Genomic DNA, 19,395 nt, shown 5'->3' with positions numbered 1-19,395 from the left:
ATGAAGCGGATGGGGCAGAAAACGAAAAAGCGCAGAAGATGACTTCTGCGCTTTTTTTATGCTGGTGCCCCCGACACGGATCGAACGTGTGACCTATCCCTTCATACCACTATGGCTTTCGCCACCAGAGTCTGTTTGTGGTCTGGACTATACCTTGATCGTGGGCAGTGCCATTGATGCACTGGCCTTTAGACCGGAGCCGTCTAGTCTCTACACCTTCCGGCATCCTCACGGAAGCCGGCTTGGCTCGGTATTGCCAGCAGCCGCGCAGTCATCACGACCAGGCGCTGTCAGGGTTCACCGAATTTGACTCCATTCACGCGGCGCCTTTCGGCAGCCGCTGCCCAATTGTCTTTAGGAGGGGATCGCTCTATCCACTGAGCTACGGGGGCAGCAAGGCCGCTATTGTATCCGCTGCGCCCGGGCTTGCAAAGCCGCAAGCACTGCTGCGGCTTGCACTACAATAGGTTGATGCGCCCGCTCATAACAAATATGAAGAAAACTGCTGCCATCGCACTGGGGACCTGGATTGCATGTGGACCGGCCATGGCCCAATCACCTGCTACCGCGCCTGACGCCAGGGCGATTCCGGGCATGGCCGAACGCATGGCGGCCTGCACCGTCTGCCATGGCAAGGAGGGGCGCGCCACCGCCGACGGCTATTACCCCCGCATCGCCGGCAAGCCGGAAGGCTATCTGCTGCATCAATTGCAGAGTTTCCGGGATGGCCAGCGCCGTTACCCGATGATGAATTACCTGCTGGCCAATCTCTCCGACGACTATCTCCAGCAGATTGCGATCTTCTTCGCCGCCCAGCACCCGCCCTACCCGCCGCCAGTCACCACCGAGGCCAGCGCAACGGTGCTGGAACGCGGCCGCCAGCTGGTCACCACCGGCCAGCCCGCGCAGCGCATGCCCGCCTGCGCCGCGTGCCATGGTGATGGCCTGGGCGGGGTGGCACCGGGCATTCCCGGTCTGCTGGGACTGCCCAAGGATTACATCAACGCGCAGCTGGGCGCCTGGCGCAACGGCGAGCGCAAGGCCAAGGCGCCCGACTGCATGGGCGAAATCGCCCGCGCCCTGAGCCCGGAAGACATCAATGCCGCCAGCAGCTGGCTGGCGGCGCAGCCGGTTCCACCGGATTACCGCCTGGCCGCTGCACCGCCCAAGCCATTGCCCGCACAGTGCGGCAGCATGGGGCCGGCGGTGTGGAAGCCTGGCACGATGGGAGCAACACCATGAGGCGGCCCTGGATAACCGGCCTGAAGTGGCTGCTGCTGGGCACCGCCGGCACGCTGGTGGGCCTGGCTGGCGTGGTGGCCTGGCAGAGCCTGGCCAGCGAGGACCCGGGCGTGGCTTCCGCGGTCGGTGATCCGCAGGCGCAGCGGCTCAAGGGCCAATACCTGGCGCAGGCCGGCAATTGCATGGCCTGCCACACCGTGCGCGGCGGAGCGGGATATGCCGGGGGACGCGCCATCGCCAGCCCCTTCGGCACGCTCTACACCAGCAACATCACGCCGGACAAAGCCACCGGCATCGGCAACTGGAGCCGCGACGATTTCTGGCGCGCGCTGCATCACGGGCGGGGCCGCGATGGCCGCTTCCTCTATCCGGCCTTCCCCTATACCAGCTACACCCGGATGAGCCGCGACGACAGCGATGCCCTCTTCGCCTATCTGCAGAGCCTGCCGCCGGTCAATCAGCCCAATCGCGATCATGCACTGCGCTTTCCCTACAACCAGCGCATGCTGCTGGCGCTGTGGCGTGCCTTGTATTTCAAACCGGGCAGCTTCACACCCGACCCGGCACGCGATGCGCAGTGGAACCGTGGCGCCTATCTGGTCCAGGGCGCCGGCCATTGCAGCGCCTGCCATAGCGCACGCAACGCTCTGGGCGCGAGCCTGGCGCCGCTGGCGCTGGAGGGCGGCGTGATACCGGCGCTGGCGTGGTATGCGCCGCCACTGCATGGCGGGGAAAAGGGATTGGGAAGCTGGAGCGAGGCCGATATTGCCGCCCTGCTCAAGACCGGGGTATCGCCTCGCGGTACGGCGCTGGGGCCCATGTCGGAAATCGTCGGCCGCAGCCTGCAATATCTGACCGATAGCGACATCTCGGCCATCAGCGTCTACCTCAAGACGCTGCCGGCACCCTCATCGGAAAGTTCGGCCGGCTCCGGCGCACCGCGCCCCGAGCCGGCGGAGGCCGAACGCATCCTCAAGCAGGGCCAGAAGCTCTACGGATCACTGTGCGTGGACTGTCATGGCGGCAAGGGCCAGGGTAGCGCGCCGGATTATCCGCCGCTGGCGGGCAACCATGCCATCGCCGGGCCACAACCGCTCAATGCGATTCGCACCGTGCTCAATGGCGGTTTTCCGCCATCCACGACCGGCAATCCCTATCCCTTCGGCATGCCGCCCTTCGGGCCGCAACTAAGCGATTCCGAGGTGGCGGCGGTACTGTCCTATGTGCTCAACAGCTGGGGTAATCAGGGCGGATGGGTGTCGGCCTCGGAGGTCAACCGCTATCGCAGCGTGCCGCTGGACTGAGCCTGGCGAGAGGGAGCCGCCGTGAAAAAAGCGATCCGAGGATCGCTTTTTTCATGATGCGGCTTCAGCGGCGCACGCCGACTACCTGAGAGGCGATCATTGCTCGCCGCTGAGCTTGTAGCCCATGCCACGCACCGTCTGCACGTAATGCGCGAGATCGCCGAGCGATTTGCGCAGACGCATGATATGCACGTCCACCGTGCGTTCTTCGATGAAGGTATGGTCACCCCACACCTTGTCCAGCAACTGGGCGCGCGAAAAGATGCGTTCCGGGTGGGCCACCAGATAGCGCAGCAACTTGAATTCGGCCTGGTCCAGCGTCACCGGCCGGCCACCGACCGAGACTTCGCGCCGCTCGACGTCGATGCCAATGTCGCGATACCGCAGCACCTGGCTGCCGATCTCGGGGGTCTTGCGGCGCAACAGCGCCTGCACCCGCGCCACCAGTTCCTTGGGTGAAAAGGGCTTGGTCACGTAGTCATCGGCGCCCTCGTTCAAGCCCTTGACCTTGTCTTCTTCCATGCCCTTGGCGGTCAGCATGATGACCGGCAGCGCGGCGGTGCGCGGATCGCGGCGCAATTCGCTGAGCAACACCAGGCCCGAACTGTCCGGCAACATCCAGTCCAGCAGGATCACGTGGGGCAGCGCCTCGGCAATGAACTTGCGGGCTTGGGCCACATCGGTGGCAATGGTGGTGGCGAAACCAGCCCCCTGCATCGTGAAGCGCAATAGCTCCGCGATGCTGGGTTCGTCTTCCACCATGAGGATTTGGGCTAGCTCTTTTGACATCGTCCGCAGTCCGAAACAGGAAGAACTCAGAGCACCTTGGCGGCGATACGCTGCGCCATGCTGCGCGCCAGCTCGGCCTCCTGGGCTTCCACCATCACGCGGATCAGGGGCTCGGTACCGGAGGGGCGCAGCAGTACGCGTCCACGCTCGCCGAGCTGCTCTTCCACGGCCGCCTTTTCCGCCTGCAGGGCGGTATTGGATTTCCAGTCGTAGCCGGCAGGGATCTTCACGTTGATCAGCGACTGCGGATACATGCTGATGTCCGCCGTCATCTGCGCCAGGGTCTGGCCTGCGCGCTTGAGTGCCGACAGCACCTGCAGCGCCGAGACGATGCCGTCGCCGGTGGTGTGCTTGTCCAGCGCCAGCAGGTGACCGGAACCCTCGCCACCCAGCAGCCAGCCCTTTTCCTGCAACACTTCCAGCACATAACGGTCACCCACCTTGGCACGCGCGAAGGGCACGCCCATTTTCTTGAAGGCGACCTCCAGGGCCATGTTGGTCATGAGCGTGCCGACCGCGCCATCGATGGCGCCGGTGGCCAGCCTGTCCTTGACCATCAGGTAGAGCAGTTCGTCGCCGTTGTAGATGCGGCCGCTGTCGTCGACCATGATCAGGCGGTCGGCATCGCCGTCGAGCGCGATGCCCAGATCGGCGCGGTATTCGCGCACCGACGCCACCAGGGTCTTGGGCGCGGTGGCGCCACAATCCTCGTTGATGTTCAGGCCATCGGGCTGGTTACCGATGGTGATGACCTCGGCACCCAGTTCATGGAACACGTGAGGGGCGATATTGTAGGCCGCGCCATGGGCGCAATCGACCACCAGGCGCATGCCGCGCAGGTCCATGGCACCGGGGAAGGTGCTCTTGCAGAATTCGATGTAGCGACCGGCGGCATCGTTGAGACGACGTGCCTTGCCCAGCTTTTCGGAGGGCACGCATTCCATGGGTTGCTCCAGGGCCGCCTCGATATCGGCTTCGACGGCGTCGGGCAGCTTGTTGCCGCTGGCGGAGAAGAACTTGATGCCATTGTCGTGATACGGATTATGCGAAGCGGATATCACCACGCCGGCCGAGAGCCGCAAGGCGCGGGTCAAATAGGCCACGGCCGGGGTGGGGATCGGTCCGGCCAGCCAGACATCCACGCCCGCTGCGGCAAAACCGGCTTCCAGGGCGGCTTCCAGCATGTAGCCGGAAATCCGGGTGTCCTTGCCGATGAGGACCGTGCGGCGGGCCGCGCCTTCCTTGGCCTTGGTCAGTACCTTGCCTGCGGCATAGCCCAGACGCATGACGAAGTCCGGGGTGATGGGGGCCACGCCGACGCGACCACGCACGCCGTCGGTGCCGAAATATTTTGCTGCCATGTTGTTTCCTCTAACTCTTTCCTGCAGGCGGCCGAACGGCCGACCTGTCTCCCTTGATGCCTTGAATAGGGCAAATTCCGATTTCTGCCTGAAACTGCCGCAGCTGCCTGTCGCAGGCGGCCATGCGGCGCCGGTGCATCAATTGTCCGGGCGCCCGGCCTGCCACATGGTGAGCGCGTCGACGGTTTCGGCCACGTCATGCACGCGGATGATCATTGCGCCCTGCTGGGCCGCTGCCAGCGCCGCGCCGATACTGCCGGCCATGCGCCGTTCCAGCGGCTTGCCGACGACCGCGCCGACCATGGATTTACGCGACATGCCCGCCAAGAGCGGCAGGTCAATTTGATCGATCAGGCTGCGGGTATTTTTGAGCAAAGCAAGATTATGCTCCACTGTCTTGCCAAATCCAAAACCGGGGTCGATGCAGATGCGTTCGCGCGCGATGCCGGCCGCCCGCATCAGGTCCACCTGTCCTTGCAAAAAGTGGGCAACTTCCGCCACCACGTCATCGTAGGCCGGGGCTTGCTGCATGGTCTGCGGCTGGCCCTGCATGTGCATCACGCACAGGCCGGCCTCGCTGTCCTTGACGGCCTCGATGGCGCCTTCGGCGCGAAAACCGTTGATGTCGTTGATCATGTCCACTTCCGCCAGCAGGGCTTCGCGCATGACGGCGGGCTTGTAGGTATCCAGCGAGAGCGGCTTGCCACAATCGCGCAACGCGTAGATCACCGGCATGACGCGTTCGAGCTCCTGCTCCAGTGACAGCGGGGCGATACCAGGACGGGTGGACTCTCCACCGATATCGATGATGTCCACACCGTCGGCAATCATCTGTTCGGCATGGCTCAGGGCCATTTCCAGCGACTGGTGGCGTCCGCCGTCGGAGAAGGAATCCGGCGTCACGTTGAGGATGCCCATCACCAGCGGCCGGCGACCTTGCTGTACCGGCAGGCGGAACCTGCCGCATTTGAGGAATGCTTGCGTCATCTTGCTTCTATCAGGGTGGAACAGGTGTTCAGTTTTCGCCGCAAACGGCGCAACACTGCGTGGCGCAGCATGATACACCGCCGCATGCCGGCTGCCTGCTTCTTTCGCCCGCACCTGCCAGGGCTTGGCGGCCTCCAGGCGACGCGTCGGAGAAGCCAAAATGAAAAAAGGCGAGGATCGCTCCTCACCTTTTTCTCTTACCGCAGACTGCCTGGCTGCGTCGATATCACCACGCTTCAGGCAGGTGCCGTGGCGTTGGGGGTGACGTCGCCGGGGCGGTTGTTGTCCGAGGACGACTTCTTGGCCGGCACACCGTTGCGTGGCGGACGCGGTTCGTCACCGTTCATGATGTCGTTGACCTGATCGGCATCCAGGGTTTCCCATTCCAGCAGGGCCTTGGCCATGACGTCGACCTTGTCGCGATGCTCTTCCAGCAGGCGGCGGGCCAGCGCATATTGCTCGTCGAGGATGCTGCGGATTTCCGCATCCACCTTTTGCTGGGTGGCTTCGGACACGGTCTTGGAAGACATGCGGCCGAAGTAGGCGTCCTGCTCCGAATCTTCATACACCATGGTACCCAGGGTGACGGACATGCCGTAGCGGGTCACCATCGCACGGGCCAGCTTGGTGGCACGCTCGAAGTCGTTGGAAGCGCCGGTGGACATCTGGTGCATGAAGATTTCTTCAGCAATACGACCACCGAACAGGATCGAGATCTCTTCCAGCATCTTGTCCTTGTACATGTTCACGCGGTCATGTTCCGGCAGCTGCCAGGTCAGGCCCAGTGCGTAACCACGCGGCATGATGGTGACCTTGTGCACCGGATCGGCCTTGGGCAGCAGCTTGGCGACCACGGCGTGGCCGGACTCGTGGTAGGCGGTGTTGCGACGTTCTTCTTCGCGCATCACGGCCGACTTGCGTTCCGGACCCATGACGATCTTGTCCTTGGCATCTTCGAAGTCCTGCATCTCGACCAGGCGCTTGTTGCGACGGGCCGCAAACAGGGCTGCTTCGTTGACCAGGTTGGCCAGGTCGGCGCCGGAGAAGCCAGGGGTACCACGGGCCAGGATGTCGGCCTTGACGTCCGGAGCGATGGGCACCTTGCGCATGTGGACGTATAGGATCTGTTCGCGACCACGGATATCGGGCAGGCCGACCATCACCTGGCGGTCGAAGCGACCCGGACGCAGCAGCGCCTTGTCCAGCACGTCGGCACGGTTGGTGGCGGCGATCACGATGACGCCGGAATTGGCTTCAAAGCCGTCCATCTCCACCAGCATCTGGTTCAGGGTCTGTTCACGTTCGTCGTTACCGCCGCCCATGCCGGCACCGCGATGGCGACCGACGGCGTCGATTTCATCGATGAAGATGATGCAGGGAGCATGCTTCTTGGCGTTTTCGAACATGTCGCGCACGCGGGACGCACCCACGCCGACGAACATTTCAACGAAGTCGGAACCCGAGATGGTGAAGAACGGCACCTTGGCTTCACCCGCGATGGCACGTGCCAGCAGGGTCTTACCGGTACCCGGGGGACCGACCATCAGCACCCCGTGGGGAATGCGGCCGCCCAGCTTCTGGAACTTGGTCGGATCACGCAGGAACTCGACCAGCTCCTGCACTTCTTCCTTGGCCTCGTCGCAACCGGCGACGTCGGCGAAGGTGACGGAGTTGCTGTTCTCATCCAGCATGCGGGCCTTGGACTTGCCGAAGGAGAAGGCGCCGCCCTTGCCACCGCCCTGCATCTGGCGCATGAAGAAGATCCAGACGCCGATCAGCAGCAGCATCGGGAACCACGAAATGAAGATCTGCGACAGGAAGGACTGCTCTTCCGGCTGGCGCACGTCGAACTTCACGCCATTGTTGAGCAGGTCACCGACCAGGCCGCGGTCCAGCACGGTGGTCGCGGTCTTGACCTTGGTGCCATCCTGGGTGGTGGCGATGATATTGCGATCCTCGATGGTCGCATCCTTGATGTGACCCGCCTTGACCTCGGAGATGAAGTCCGAATACGCGATAGGCTTGGCGTTGGTTGCCATGCTGCGGCTGTCGAACTGTTTGAATACCATAAACAGCACGAGCGCGATGACCACCCATATGGCAGCCTTGGAAAACATATTGTTCACTGGAACTCCTCCGACGCCTGGGCGCCACGTTGCCTTTGTATTGTCCGATTTTACCCGGATTCAACCACCGTTACATAGAAAACCGCCGTCCGCCCCGCCCTGCCGTGCCGTCGCGCAACGCACAATTGCCGTGCAGACGCGCCACCACAGTTGCTTCGTTACCATCCAGCCAACACTTTTTCCACCCTCCTGAACTGGCGAAACCTGCAGGCTGCTCGCCCGGGAAGGGACAAGCGGATGTTTTCCAAATGTCGATATAGGGTTGAAAGCAGGCAAAACAAGGCAGAAAACTTCAGTATTTGCGCCGAAATCCTGTCCATTGTGCACTCAACACCTGAACGAGCGAACGCATCGGAATCAAGTTTGAGCGATGTTATCGGAATTCAAACGCGGGGATTCTTCAATGTCTTGCCCAAAAGGAAGATTTCCGACGACTTGTCGCGGCTGGCCTTGGGCTTCTTGGACATCACCGTCTTGAACTCGGCCCGGAACTTGTACACCAGTTCGTTATAGCCGGTCCCGTTGAAACACTTGACCAGCAAGGAGCCGCCAGGTTTCATGTGCAACTGGGCAAATTCGATGGCCAGGTCGATCAGGTACTCCACCCGCGCTGCGTCAGCAATGGCCACGCCCGACAGGTTGGGCGCCATGTCCGAAAGCACGAGGTCGACCTTGCGGCCGTCCAGCAGCGCTTCCAGCTGGCGCACCGGCTCATCTTCGCGGAAGTCGCCCTGGATGTAGTGGACGTCGGCAATCGGATCCATCGGCAGGATGTCCAGGCCGATGATGGTGCCATGGATGCCGCCACCTTCGGCGCCGGCCAGCTTGTTGCGCACGTACTGGCACCAGCTGCCGGGGGTACATCCGAGGTCGACGATGACCTGACCAGGCTTGATCAGGCGCTCTTCCTCGTCGATTTCCTTGAGCTTGTAGGCGGCGCGCGCACGATAACCTTCCTTCTGTGCAAGCTTCACATAAGGATCGTTGATATGGTCGTGCAACCAGTTTTTGTTCAGTTTGTTCTTTGCCATTCGCGTAGAATACTGGTTTTATCTCATTGAGGGACAACTTGGCGCCGCCGAGACCTCGTCCCGAACCTGCATTCCCATGTTGACATTGACTCCCGCCGAGCGCAGCGAACTGCGCGCCCAGGCCCATGCCTTGAACCCCGTCGTGATGGTGGGCGAAAGCGGCCTGTCCGAATCCGTGATGAAGGAAATCGACAAGAGCCTCGATGCCCACGGCCTGATCAAGGTCCGCGTCTTCGGCGACGACCGCGAAGCCCGCATCGCGATCTACGAAACCATCTGCGCCGAGCTTAAGGCCGCGCCGGTACAGCACATCGGCAAGCTGCTGGTCCTGTATCGCCCGCAGAAGGACGATGTCAAGAAAACCGCCTCCGGCGCCAAGGGTGGCCTGCGCGAAGTAACCATCGTCAAGTCGCACGCGACCAAGCGTCCTTCGGTGAACAAGGTCATGCTCAAGGGCAATGAACGCGTCACCGCCGGTGGCCTGGTCAAGAAGGCCAAGCCGCGCCAGCGCAGCACCAAGAAGTCGCTGGGCTGATCCCGCCCGACCGGCCATCTCGGGATGGCCCGCAAAACAGAATGCCCGCTGATGCGGGCATTTTCATTTCCGGCTCGTCGGACTTGCAGGCAGCTCAGGTAGACAGCTCAGGCAGACAGCTCAGGCAGACAGCTCACGCAGACGGATCAAGCCGAATACTACGGCACCCGCCCCGCACTATCACGGGGCCGGTGCCGTCACACCACGTCAGACGTAGCGCACTTCCAGGATTTCATATTCCTTCAGACCCGACGGGGCTTCCACGGCCACCACGTCACCGGCGCTCTTGCCGATCAGGGCACGGGCGATGGGCGAGGTCACGGAAACCTTGGATTCCTTGATGTCGGCTTCATCCAGACCCACGATCTGGTAGGTCACCTTCTCGCCGCTATCCAGGTTTTCCAGGTCCACGGTGGAGGCGAAGACCACGCGGCCTTCAGCGTTCAGATCAGCCGGGTCGACAATCTGGGCCGCGCCCAGCTTGCCTTCCAGGTCGGCGATGCGACCTTCGATAAAGGCCTGACGCTCCTTGGCCGATTCATATTCGGCGTTTTCGGACAAGTCGCCCTGCGCGCGCGCTTCCGCGATCGCATTGATGACTTCAGGGCGGTCTTTGGTTTTCAAACGGTGCAATTCTTCCTTCAGAAGTTCGGCGCCACGCTTGGTAAGGGGAACTGTGCTCATAAGTCTCTTGCTCAAGGTTAGGGTTACACGGAAGACGCATCCAAGGTCCGCCGGCCGATGAACACGCAAAAGCACACCATTGCCGCCAACTTGGCGGACAAGCATCGTCTTTACGGGAACAGTCTGGCTGGTGAACGGACCGTTGCTGCAGGATTCCGTCAGCTCTTCAACACGCGCTCTGACCCAGAGCCGCTAAGGACATGACGCCACGCGCAAGTCCACGATCACGTGGCACGGCGGCGTCATGTCCTTAGCGTCCCCTGGACGGATCTGCCCTGCAACATTGAACATGTTGTGGCCGCAGGGTGTCGTCCAAAAGTCAGAGAGGGCATCGATTGCTCAGATGCCCTCTTAGCTTGTCGGCGTCAACTGCTGCCGACAAAGTAACGTGTTGTGGGTTTAGTGTATAGCTTTATGCAGGCCTTGTAAATCGTAGACGTCCAGCGATTCCAGATGGCGCATGCCTTCCACTGCCGCCTCTGCACCGGCGATGGTGGTGAAGGTGGTCACGCGGGCTGCCAGGGCCGAGGTACGGATCGCTCCGGAGTCGGCGATCGCGTTGCGCTTTTCTTCAACGGTGTTCACCACCAGGGCGATCTCGTTGTTCTTGACCATGTCCACGATGTGCGGACGACCTTCGACCACCTTGTTGACGGTGGCAACAGGGATACCGGCAGCACTGATGGCAGCCGCCGTGCCCTTGGTGGCGACGATGGAGAAGCCCAGTGCGACCAGGTCACGCGCCACTTGCACGGCACGCGGCTTGTCGCTGTTCTTCACCGACAGGAAGACCTTGCCCGAAGTCGGCAGCTTCACGCCGGCGCCCATCTGCGACTTCACGAAGGCTTCGCCGAAGGTCTTGCCCACGCCCATGACTTCACCGGTGGACTTCATCTCGGGGCCGAGGATGGTGTCCACGCCGGGGAACTTCACGAACGGGAAGACGGCTTCCTTCACGCTGTAGTACGGCGGCACGACTTCGTTCTTGATGCCCTGGCTGTCCAGCGACTGGCCGACCATGCAGCGCGCCGCGATCTTGGCCAGTTGCAGGCCGGTGGCCTTGGAGACGAAGGGCACGGTACGCGATGCACGCGGGTTCACTTCCAGCACGAAGACGGTATCGACGGTCTTGCCATCGACTTCACTTTGTTGGATGGCGAACTGCACGTTCATCAGACCCACCACGTTCAGGCCCTTGGCCATCAGCGCGGTCTGGCGCTTCAGTTCTTCGATGGTGTCCTTGGACAGCGAATACGGCGGCAGCGAGCAGGCCGAGTCGCCCGAGTGCACGCCGGCCTGTTCGATGTGTTCCATCACGCCGCCGATGAAGGTGCGTTCACCGTCAGAGAGGCAGTCCACGTCGACTTCGATGGCGTCGTTCAGGAAGCGGTCCAGCAGCACCGGCGAATCGTGAGAAACCTTGACGGCTTCGCGCATGTAGCGCTCCAGGTCACGCTGCTCGTGGACGATTTCCATGGCGCGACCACCCAGCACGTAGGACGGGCGGACCACCAGCGGATAGCCGATTTCCTGCGCCAGTTGCAGCGCGTCGGCTTCGGTGCGGGCGGTACGGTTGGGCGGCTGACGCAGGCCCAGGTCCTGCAGCAGCTTCTGGAAACGCTCGCGGTCTTCGGCGGCGTCGATCATGTCCGGCGAGGTGCCGACGATGGGCACGCCATTGGCTTCCAGATCCAGCGCCAGCTTCAGCGGAGTCTGGCCGCCGTACTGGACGATCACGCCGACCGGCTTTTCCTTGTCGACGATTTCCAGCACGTCTTCCAGCGTCACCGGCTCGAAGTACAGGCGATCGGAGGTGTCGTAGTCGGTCGAGACGGTTTCCGGGTTGCAGTTGACCATGATGGTTTCGTAGCCATCGTCACGCATGGCCAGCGCGGCATGCACGCAGCAGTAGTCGAACTCGATACCCTGACCGATACGGTTCGGGCCACCGCCCAGCACCATGATCTTCTTCTTGTCGGTCGGGTTGGATTCGCACTCTTCGTCGTAGGTCGAATACATGTAGGCGGTATCGGTGGCGAACTCGCCCGCGCAGGTATCGACGCGCTTGAAGACCGGACGCACGTTCAGCTTCTTGCGCTGTTCGCGCACGGCGGTGTCGGTGGTCTTCAACAGCTTGGCCAGGCGGCGATCCGAGAAGCCCTTCTGCTTCAGCTGGAACAGGGTGGCCTTGTCGAGCGACTCCAGGGAAGCTTCCTTTTCCAGCCACAGTTCGATGTCGACGATCTCCTTGATCTGCGACAGGAACCACGGGTCGATGTGGGTCAGGCCATGTACTTCTTCCAGCGAGAAGCCTTGTGCGAAGGCATCGCCCACGTACCAGATGCGGTCCGGACCGGGTTCGCCCAGTTCCTTCTCGATCAGTTCGCGGTCGGTGGTCTTCTCGTTCATGCCATCCACGCCGACTTCCAGGCCGCGCAGGGCCTTCTGGAAGGATTCCTGGAAGGTGCGGCCGATGGCCATTACTTCGCCCACCGACTTCATCTGGGTAGTCAGGTGCTTGTCGGCCTGCGGGAATTTCTCGAAGGTGAAGCGCGGGATCTTGGTCACGACATAGTCGATGGACGGCTCGAAGGACGCCGGGGTGGCACCGCCGGTGATCTCGTTGCGCAGTTCGTCCAGGGTAAAGCCCACGGCCAGCTTGGCGGCGATCTTGGCGATCGGGAAGCCGGTGGCCTTGGAGGCCAGCGCCGACGAACGCGACACGCGCGGGTTCATCTCGATGACGATCATGCGGCCGTCGGCCGGGTTGACCGAGAACTGCACGTTGGAGCCGCCGGTATCCACACCGATCTCACGCAGCACCGCCAGCGAGGCGTTACGCATGATCTGGTATTCCTTGTCGGTCAGCGTCTGCGCCGGTGCCACGGTGATGGAGTCACCGGTGTGTACGCCCATCGGATCCAGGTTTTCGATCGAGCAGACGATGATGCAGTTGTCCGCCTTATCGCGGACTACTTCCATTTCGTATTCCTTCCAGCCGATCAGGGATTCCTCGATCAGCAGTTCGGAGGTCGGCGAAGCTTCCAGGCCGCGCTTGCAGATGGTCTCGAATTCTTCGGCGTTGTAGGCGATGCCGCCGCCGGTGCCGCCCATGGTGAAGGACGGGCGGATGATGACCGGGAAGCCGATGGTCTTCTGCACTGCCCACGATTCTTCCATCGTGTGCGACACGCCCGAACGGGCCGAACCCAGGCCGATCTTGGTCATGGCCTGCTTGAACTTGGAGCGGTCCTCGGCCTTGTCGATGGCTTCCGGGGTGGCGCCGATCAGTTCGACCTTGTACTTGTCCAGCACGCCATGGCGATGCAGGTCCAGCGCACAGTTCAGCGCGGTCTGGCCGCCCATGGTCGGCAGGATGGCGTCCGGCTTTTCCTTGGCGATGATGCGTTCCACCGCTTGCCAGGTGATCGGCTCGATGTAGGTGGCGTCCGCCATTTCCGGGTCGGTCATGATGGTGGCCGGGTTGCTGTTGACCAGGATGACCTTGAAACCTTCTTCGCGCAGGGCCTTGCAGGCCTGGGCGCCGGAATAGTCGAATTCGCAGGCCTGGCCGATGATGATCGGGCCAGCGCCAATGATCAGGATGCTTTTGATGTCAGTACGCTTAGGCATTTTGTTTCTTCTCCATCATCGCCACGAACTTGTCGAACAGGGGAGCGATGTCATGCGGTCCAGGGGATGCTTCGGGGTGGCCCTGGAAGCAGAAAGCAGGCTTGTCGGTGCGCTCGAAACCTTGCAGCGAACCGTCGAACAGCGAGATGTGGGTGACGCGGCAGTTGGCCGGCAGGGTCGCCTGGTCCACGGCGAAACCGTGGTTCTGCGAGGTGATCATCACCTGCTTGGAATCCAGGTCCTGCACCGGGTGGTTGGCGCCGTGGTGGCCGAACTTCATCTTCAGGGTCTTGGCGCCCGAGGCCAGGGCCATGATCTGGTGACCCAGGCAGATGCCGAAGGTCGGGATGCCGCGCTCGATCAGTTCCTTGGAGGCAGCGATGGCGTAATCACAGGGTTCCGGATCGCCAGGACCGTTGGAGAGGAAGATGCCGTCCGGGTTCAGGGCCAGCGCCTCGGCGGCGGTGGCTTGCGCGGGCAGCACGGTGACCTTGCAGCCGCGCTCGGCCAGCATGCGCAGGATGTTGAACTTGACGCCGTAGTCGAAGGCGACCACGTGGAATTTCGGGGTGATCTGCTGACCGTAGCCGCGGCCCAGGCGCCATTCGGTCTCGGTCCAGTTGTAGGCCTTCTGGGTGGAGACCACCTTGGCCAGGTCCATGCCGGCCAGGCCCGGGAAGGCACGTGCCAGTTCCAGTGCCTTGGCGGTAGCGACCGCGATGTCCGCTTCACCGGCCACGATGGCGCCGTTCTGGGCACCCTTCTCGCGCAGGATGCGGGTCAGCTTGCGGGTATCGATGCCGGCGATGGAAACGATGTTGCTTTCCTTCAGGTAGTCCGACAGGGATTGCTGGCTGCGGAAGTTCGACAGCAGGCGCGGCAGGTCCTTGATGATCAGGCCGGCGGCGTGGATCTGCGAGGCCTCCACGTCTTCACGGTTCACGCCCGTGTTGCCGATGTGCGGATAGGTAAGGGTGACGATCTGGCGGCTGTAGCTGGGGTCGGTCAGGATTTCCTGGTAGCCGGTCATCGCGGTATTGAACACCACCTCACCGGTGGTGTTGCCTGCGGCGCCGATGGAAAAACCTTGGAAGACAGACCCGTCTGCGAGCGCGAGGATGGCCGGAATCGCGGGACCGGAAAGAAGAGGCAGCAAGGGTAACTCCTGAGATTGTTACCGCCGCGGCTGGATGACCGGAAGACCTTTGCGCGCCAAAACCGACCGGCGCGAACACCCCGACTCATTCGGTACGGGAGCGTGGCTGGGCCTGTTAGGAACGAGGAAGAGGAATGGCTATGCGCTACGGCGGATAAAATTGGCTAAACCGCTCAATTATAGCGCAAGAGGCTCCCTCCGGCAAATCACGGATGGCCGAACTTGCTTCAGGAAGCACCGAAATGGGGTGCCGGAAGGAGGGAACGCCGGCAGGCAAGGCTGCCGGCGCCAAGAGGCGTGTTACAGGCCCAGGGCGGCGATACCGGCCTTGGCGATCTGCACGTCTTCGGAAGACTTCACGCCGGAAACGCCGACGGCACCCACGTAGTGACCCTCGACCACGACCGGCACGCCGCCTTCGAGCAGGCCGTCCAGGCCGGGGGCGCTCAGGAAGGAGACGCGACCGTTGTTGATCATGTCTTCATAGATCTTGCTTTCGCGGCGACCCAGGGCGGCGGTGCGCGCCTTGGCCGGGGCGATCTGCGAGGAAATCGGGGCGGCGCCGTCCATGCGCTGCAGCCACAGCAGGTGGCCGCCGTCATCGACCACGGAGATGGCCACGTTCCAGTTGTTGGCGCGGGCTTCGGCTTCAGCACCGGCGGCGATCTTCTTCACGTCGTCCAGCGACAGAAACGGTTTGGTTTGCATGTTTGCTCCGATAGGCATAAAAAATCGAACGCTGATTGTAAGGCCATAAAGTCGTTTTGACATCCCATGCCGGCAAACTCATCCATGCGACATGCATGAATCATTTTCAGCACTTCGCCATCCCGCCCGCCCCTCTTGAAAATTCCCGCAAACCGAGAATGCAAGAACTGCATTCCGACTCATCCGTAAATCATTTACAGAAAAATTTTCCTAGGGTCGTGTAGGAAGAATACTCACTGGGAGATGACGCTAAATACCCCCTTTTTGCCCCGCAAATCATTCCATTTTGCCAAGCTGGCACGAATCCAGCTTTTGACAAGCCGTAAGATTTACCTTACAGTCCCGCAATCCTATTTTGAGAGGATCCCGATGACCCTACGCCGATCTGACCGAATCCGACGACAAACCGCTCGTGCGTGCGCGCTCGCAGCCGGCCTTTGGATCAGTGCATCGGCCTATTCCGCTGACCTTTCCCTGGCAGCGCAGGATCTTCCTCCTCCTCAAGCAACCTCCCCGCAAGCCCAGCAGTTGATCAGCAAGACCAATCTTGCGATCGCCCGCCTGCAAGACATCACCAACCGCGCATCCGAACTGGCCACCCAGGCCCTGGCCATGCTGGGCATCAATTACCGCTACGGCGGCAATTCGCCCGATACCGGCCTGGACTGCAGCGGTCTGGTGCGCTACGTCTTCAAGGAAGCATGGGGCACCGACCTGCCGCGCACCTCGCTGGAAATCAGCCGCGTGGGCGAAAAGATTGGCCGCGACAATCTGCAACCCGGCGACCTGGTGTTCTACAACACCCTGCGCCGCGGCTTCTCGCACGTGGGCATTTACCTCGGCGACGGCAAGTTCATCCACTCCCCCTCGGCCGGTGGCCAGGTGCGCATCGAGAGCATGGACGAGTCCTACTGGAAGAAGCGCTTCAATGGTGCAAGACGCATCATGGCGGGCGAAGAAGAGCAGAAATAGGCACCGCAACGGTGCAAGCGCAAACGCTATAAACGATACAAACAAAATGGCCTCTGGAAAATCCAGTGGCCATTTTTGTTTTCCTCAGGGAAACCTGAAAATCAGTTCCCCGTCGCCATCAACTTGAGCTTGCGCTTGATCTCCGGCATGGCCGCCGTAGCCGCCTGCTCGCCCGCCAGGATGGCCACGTTGCGGCTGGCGAAGTCGCTGCCCTTCATCGCCCCCAGACTCGGCTGCAGCACGATGTCGGCATTCTTCAGCTCATACTGGTTGATGGTCTGCCCCATGATCGCAAAGGTCTGCAGCAGCACGTCGATGGAGCTGCTGGAAGCTGCCTGCGCCTCCGGATTGGCCGAGATGTTGACCGCGATCACGAAGTCCGCCCCCATCTGCCGCGCATAGCGCACCGGCACCGGCGACACCAGCCCGCCATCGACATAGGTATGGTCGCCGATCTTCACCGACTGGAACACCCCGGGCACCGCCGACGAAGCCCGCACCGCGACGCCCGCATTGCCGCGCTGGAACAGGATGGGCTGGCCGCTGCGCAGGTCGGTGGCGACCGCGCCGAAGGGAATCTTGAATTTTTCGATGGGAACGTTGTGCACCGCCTTGTTCACGTAGTTCTGCACGCCCTCCCCCTTGATCACCCCGCTGACCTTGGCGAACAAGGGCACCGACCAGTCAGAGATGGAGGCTTCATCCATGGACATCGCCAGCTTCTGCAAGGCAAAGCCATCGTTGCCGGCGGCATAGAGCGCCCCCACCAGGCTGCCCGCGCTGGTACCGGCCACCACGTCTACCGTGATGCCCTGCGCCTCCAGCGCCTTGATCACGCCGATGTGCGCAAACCCGCGCGCAGCGCCGCCGCCCAGGGCCAGGCCGATCCTGATCTTGCGTGGCGCCACCGGCACCGGGGTGACTGTCGTGACAGCGGGGGTTGAAGGGCTACCGGCGGTAGATTCGACAGACGCTGGCGACGCGTTGCCCGGCACCCAGGAAGGGGTACCGCAGGCCGACAGCAGGAAAGTGGAAGCGACGGCAACAGCCGTCAGGCGGAAGGAGAAGCGCATGACACCACGGAGCAATATCGAAGCCCGTCATTGTACTGCAAGCCCCCGACCCGACCGCAGGCGGCCGGCCGCCAGGGGCGGTGGTGTAGAATGCGGCCCCGGCTCACGATCTGTTAGGCAAGGCTTCGCCCCATGAATATCGTCATCAACGAAGAACTCCAGAAGTACATCGATCCCCTCACCCCCAACGAATACGCCGCCCTGGAACGCAGCCTGCTGGCCGAAGGCTGCCGTGATGCGCTGGTGCTGTGGGGCGAGGTGCTCATCGATGGTCACAACCGTTACGAAATCTGCCGCAAGTACGACCTGCCCTTCAAGACGGTCCACAACGACAGCTTCAAGTCGCTGGAAGACGTGCTGCTGTGGATGATCGATAACCAGCTCGGCCGCCGCAGCGTCTCGGACTTCCAGCGCGGCATGCTGGCCCTGCGCAAGCGCGACATCATCGCCGCCCGCACCAAGGCCGAAGCCACACCGGCCAAAACTGCCGCCAGCGACGACGGCAGCACCGCCGACCCCGCCACGAACAACGAGGATGCCCCGGCCGGCGATGCCCCCTGGCACGCCGACGACGACGCCGGCCGCATCAAGACCCGCGAGGACATCGCCCGCGCTGCCGGCATCAGCAGCGCCACCATCGGCCAGATCGACCGCATCCGCAAGACCGCCGCTCCGGAACTGGTAGAGGCCGTGCGCACCGGCACCATCTCCATCAATGCCGCCGCTGCCGTAGCGACCCTGCCCAGCGAGGCGCAGGTCAGCGCTGTGGCCGGTGGCAAGAAGGAACTGCGCGAAGCCGCCAAGAAAGTGCGCGAACAGAAAGCCGCCACCCGTACCCCGCGCGCGCCCGTCAGCGACGACAGCGCCGCCGGCAGCAGCAGCGCCATCCCCCTGGTGGAAGGCCAGGAAAACGAACTCACCGCCGCCCTGCGCCGCGAGATCGCCGCACTGCAGACCCGGGTCTCGCGCCTGTCCGAAGAGAACCAGGGCCTGCGCGCCGAGCTGGCCCTGCTCAAGGCCGGCAGCGACCAGCAGGCCTGAGGCCCAGGCGCACAGGCAAGTCACCATGGCCACCTTCACCATCGCCCAGCGGGCCGAGATCGAACTGGAAATCCGCAAGAGCCGCTTCATCGGCATCGTCCAGCCGGTCGCGGGGCGCGAGGCCGCCATGCAGGAAATCGCCCGCATGCGCGAGGCCCATCGCAGTGCCACCCACGTCTGCTGGGCGCTGATGGCCGGCGGCCAGTCCGGCATGTCCGACGACGGCGAACCCTCCGGCACCGCCGGCCGCCCCATGCTGGAGGTCTTGCGTCACCACGAACTGGATGGCGTACTGGCCATGGTGGTGCGCTACTACGGTGGCGTCAAACTGGGCGCCGGTGGGCTGGTGCGTGCCTATACCGACGCCATCGCCACTGCCCTCAAGACCAGCGAACGCACCGAACGCGTGGCCCAGGCGGAAATCGAGATCGGCGTGGTCTATTCGGCCGAACCGCAACTGCGGCACTGGCTGGCGCAGCAAAAGTACCAACTGCTGAACAGCCGCCACGACACCCTGGCCCACCTCCACCTGCGTCTGCCCGAGGCCGCCCTGGCTCAGGCCGAAGAAGCGATCCGCCGACTCTCCTCGAACGCCGAGATCAAGCGCATCATCTGATCCATCCGCTCGCGCAGACCCACGTCCGGACGGCGCGACCACAGCATGTCGAACTCCGCCACCAGCAGGTGATAGTCGATCTCGCTGATGGGCGCGGGCGTGAACCCGAGCGTGGCAGCCTCCGCAGGCACAGGCAT

The 19,395-nt window shown here is 62.6% G+C and carries 17 protein-coding genes; 6 read left to right on the top strand and 11 right to left on the bottom strand.

The genetic code is table 11. From position 1 onward, the window contains the following. Positions 1-546 precede the first annotated feature (546 nt). Both BTM36_RS20995 and BTM36_RS20990 read left to right on the top strand, forming a co-directional pair. Positions 547-1,242, top strand: coding sequence for a c-type cytochrome (locus BTM36_RS20995; RefSeq protein WP_254427056.1), 696 nt, complete (start codon positions 547-549; stop codon positions 1,240-1,242). Further along, entirely contained in the window at positions 1,239-2,546 is a 1,308-nt protein-coding gene (locus BTM36_RS20990) for a cytochrome c (protein ID WP_077237792.1), read from the top strand. Before BTM36_RS20995 ends, BTM36_RS20990 begins: the two co-directional genes overlap by 4 nt. 96 nt (positions 2,547-2,642) lie before the next feature. Here the strand turns inward: BTM36_RS20990 and BTM36_RS20985 are convergent, their stop codons facing one another. The 5 genes from BTM36_RS20985 to BTM36_RS20965 form a co-directional block, all read right to left on the bottom strand. Further along, complete coding sequence (locus BTM36_RS20985; RefSeq protein ID WP_077237791.1) at positions 2,643-3,335, bottom strand: winged helix-turn-helix domain-containing protein; 693 nt, start codon at positions 3,333-3,335, stop codon at positions 2,643-2,645. A gap of 26 nt (positions 3,336-3,361) precedes the next feature. Continuing rightward, positions 3,362-4,696, bottom strand: a complete 1,335-nt coding sequence (gene glmM, locus BTM36_RS20980) for a phosphoglucosamine mutase (RefSeq protein WP_006463183.1) — start codon at positions 4,694-4,696, stop codon at positions 3,362-3,364. A gap of 138 nt (positions 4,697-4,834) precedes the next feature. Continuing rightward, positions 4,835-5,683: a dihydropteroate synthase gene (gene folP, locus BTM36_RS20975; protein WP_077237790.1), complete on the bottom strand. Its 849-nt coding sequence runs from the start codon at positions 5,681-5,683 to the stop codon at positions 4,835-4,837. 236 nt (positions 5,684-5,919) lie between these two features. Continuing rightward, a complete protein-coding gene (gene ftsH, locus BTM36_RS20970; protein WP_039875206.1) occupies positions 5,920-7,809 on the bottom strand; it encodes an ATP-dependent zinc metalloprotease FtsH in 1,890 nt (629 codons plus the stop codon). A gap of 383 nt (positions 7,810-8,192) precedes the next feature. Then, on the bottom strand, positions 8,193-8,840 hold the full coding sequence (locus tag BTM36_RS20965; RefSeq protein WP_077237789.1) for an RlmE family RNA methyltransferase: 648 nt from the start codon (positions 8,838-8,840) through the stop codon (positions 8,193-8,195). 76 nt (positions 8,841-8,916) lie between these two features. Here BTM36_RS20965 and yhbY point away from each other — a divergent pair, with 76 nt between their 5' ends. Continuing rightward, the gene (gene yhbY / locus BTM36_RS20960; RefSeq protein WP_077237788.1) at positions 8,917-9,375 is read left to right on the top strand and encodes a ribosome assembly RNA-binding protein YhbY; all 459 of its coding nucleotides are present in this window, start codon (positions 8,917-8,919) and stop codon (positions 9,373-9,375) included. Positions 9,376-9,582: 207 nt separating this feature from the next. Here the strand turns inward: yhbY and greA are convergent, their stop codons facing one another. The 4 genes from greA to BTM36_RS20940 form a co-directional block, all read right to left on the bottom strand. Next, positions 9,583-10,059: a transcription elongation factor GreA gene (gene greA / locus BTM36_RS20955; RefSeq protein WP_006463194.1), complete on the bottom strand. Its 477-nt coding sequence runs from the start codon at positions 10,057-10,059 to the stop codon at positions 9,583-9,585. 399 nt (positions 10,060-10,458) lie between these two features. Continuing rightward, on the bottom strand, positions 10,459-13,692 hold the full coding sequence (gene carB, locus BTM36_RS20950) for a carbamoyl-phosphate synthase large subunit (RefSeq protein WP_006463195.1): 3,234 nt from the start codon (positions 13,690-13,692) through the stop codon (positions 10,459-10,461). Then, positions 13,685-14,848 (bottom strand): glutamine-hydrolyzing carbamoyl-phosphate synthase small subunit, encoded by a 1,164-nt coding sequence (carA, locus tag BTM36_RS20945; protein WP_077237787.1) that lies wholly within the window; start codon positions 14,846-14,848, stop codon positions 13,685-13,687. The genes carB and carA overlap by 8 nt, the downstream gene beginning before the upstream one ends. A 300-nt stretch (positions 14,849-15,148) precedes the next feature. Then, positions 15,149-15,556: a heme-binding protein gene (locus BTM36_RS20940; RefSeq protein ID WP_034338629.1), complete on the bottom strand. Its 408-nt coding sequence runs from the start codon at positions 15,554-15,556 to the stop codon at positions 15,149-15,151. Between the two features lie 369 nt (positions 15,557-15,925). On the opposite strand from BTM36_RS20940, the gene BTM36_RS20935 reads away from it, so the two are divergent. Then, the gene (locus tag BTM36_RS20935; protein ID WP_039875208.1) at positions 15,926-16,528 is read left to right on the top strand and encodes a C40 family peptidase; all 603 of its coding nucleotides are present in this window, start codon (positions 15,926-15,928) and stop codon (positions 16,526-16,528) included. A 101-nt stretch (positions 16,529-16,629) separates the two neighbouring features. On the opposite strand, the gene BTM36_RS20930 is transcribed toward BTM36_RS20935, so the two are convergent. Continuing rightward, a complete protein-coding gene (locus BTM36_RS20930; protein WP_077237786.1) occupies positions 16,630-17,601 on the bottom strand; it encodes a patatin-like phospholipase family protein in 972 nt (323 codons plus the stop codon). A gap of 132 nt (positions 17,602-17,733) precedes the next feature. On the opposite strand from BTM36_RS20930, the gene BTM36_RS20925 reads away from it, so the two are divergent. Beyond that, positions 17,734-18,642, top strand: a complete 909-nt coding sequence (locus BTM36_RS20925) for a hypothetical protein (RefSeq protein WP_077237785.1) — start codon at positions 17,734-17,736, stop codon at positions 18,640-18,642. A 25-nt stretch (positions 18,643-18,667) separates the two neighbouring features. After that, on the top strand, positions 18,668-19,258 hold the full coding sequence (locus tag BTM36_RS20920; protein WP_077237784.1) for a YigZ family protein: 591 nt from the start codon (positions 18,668-18,670) through the stop codon (positions 19,256-19,258). Here the strand turns inward: BTM36_RS20920 and BTM36_RS20915 are convergent. After that, entirely contained in the window at positions 19,198-19,395 is a 198-nt protein-coding gene (locus tag BTM36_RS20915; RefSeq protein ID WP_254427055.1) for a hypothetical protein, read from the bottom strand. The genes BTM36_RS20920 and BTM36_RS20915 overlap by 61 nt on opposite strands.

The sequence above is a fragment of the Herbaspirillum sp. VT-16-41 genome (assembly GCF_001994935.1).
Lineage (GTDB): Bacteria > Pseudomonadota > Gammaproteobacteria > Burkholderiales > Burkholderiaceae_D > Herbaspirillum > Herbaspirillum frisingense.
Note: the sequence above shows the minus strand (reverse complement) of the source record. Positions and strands in the feature narration are given on the sequence as shown.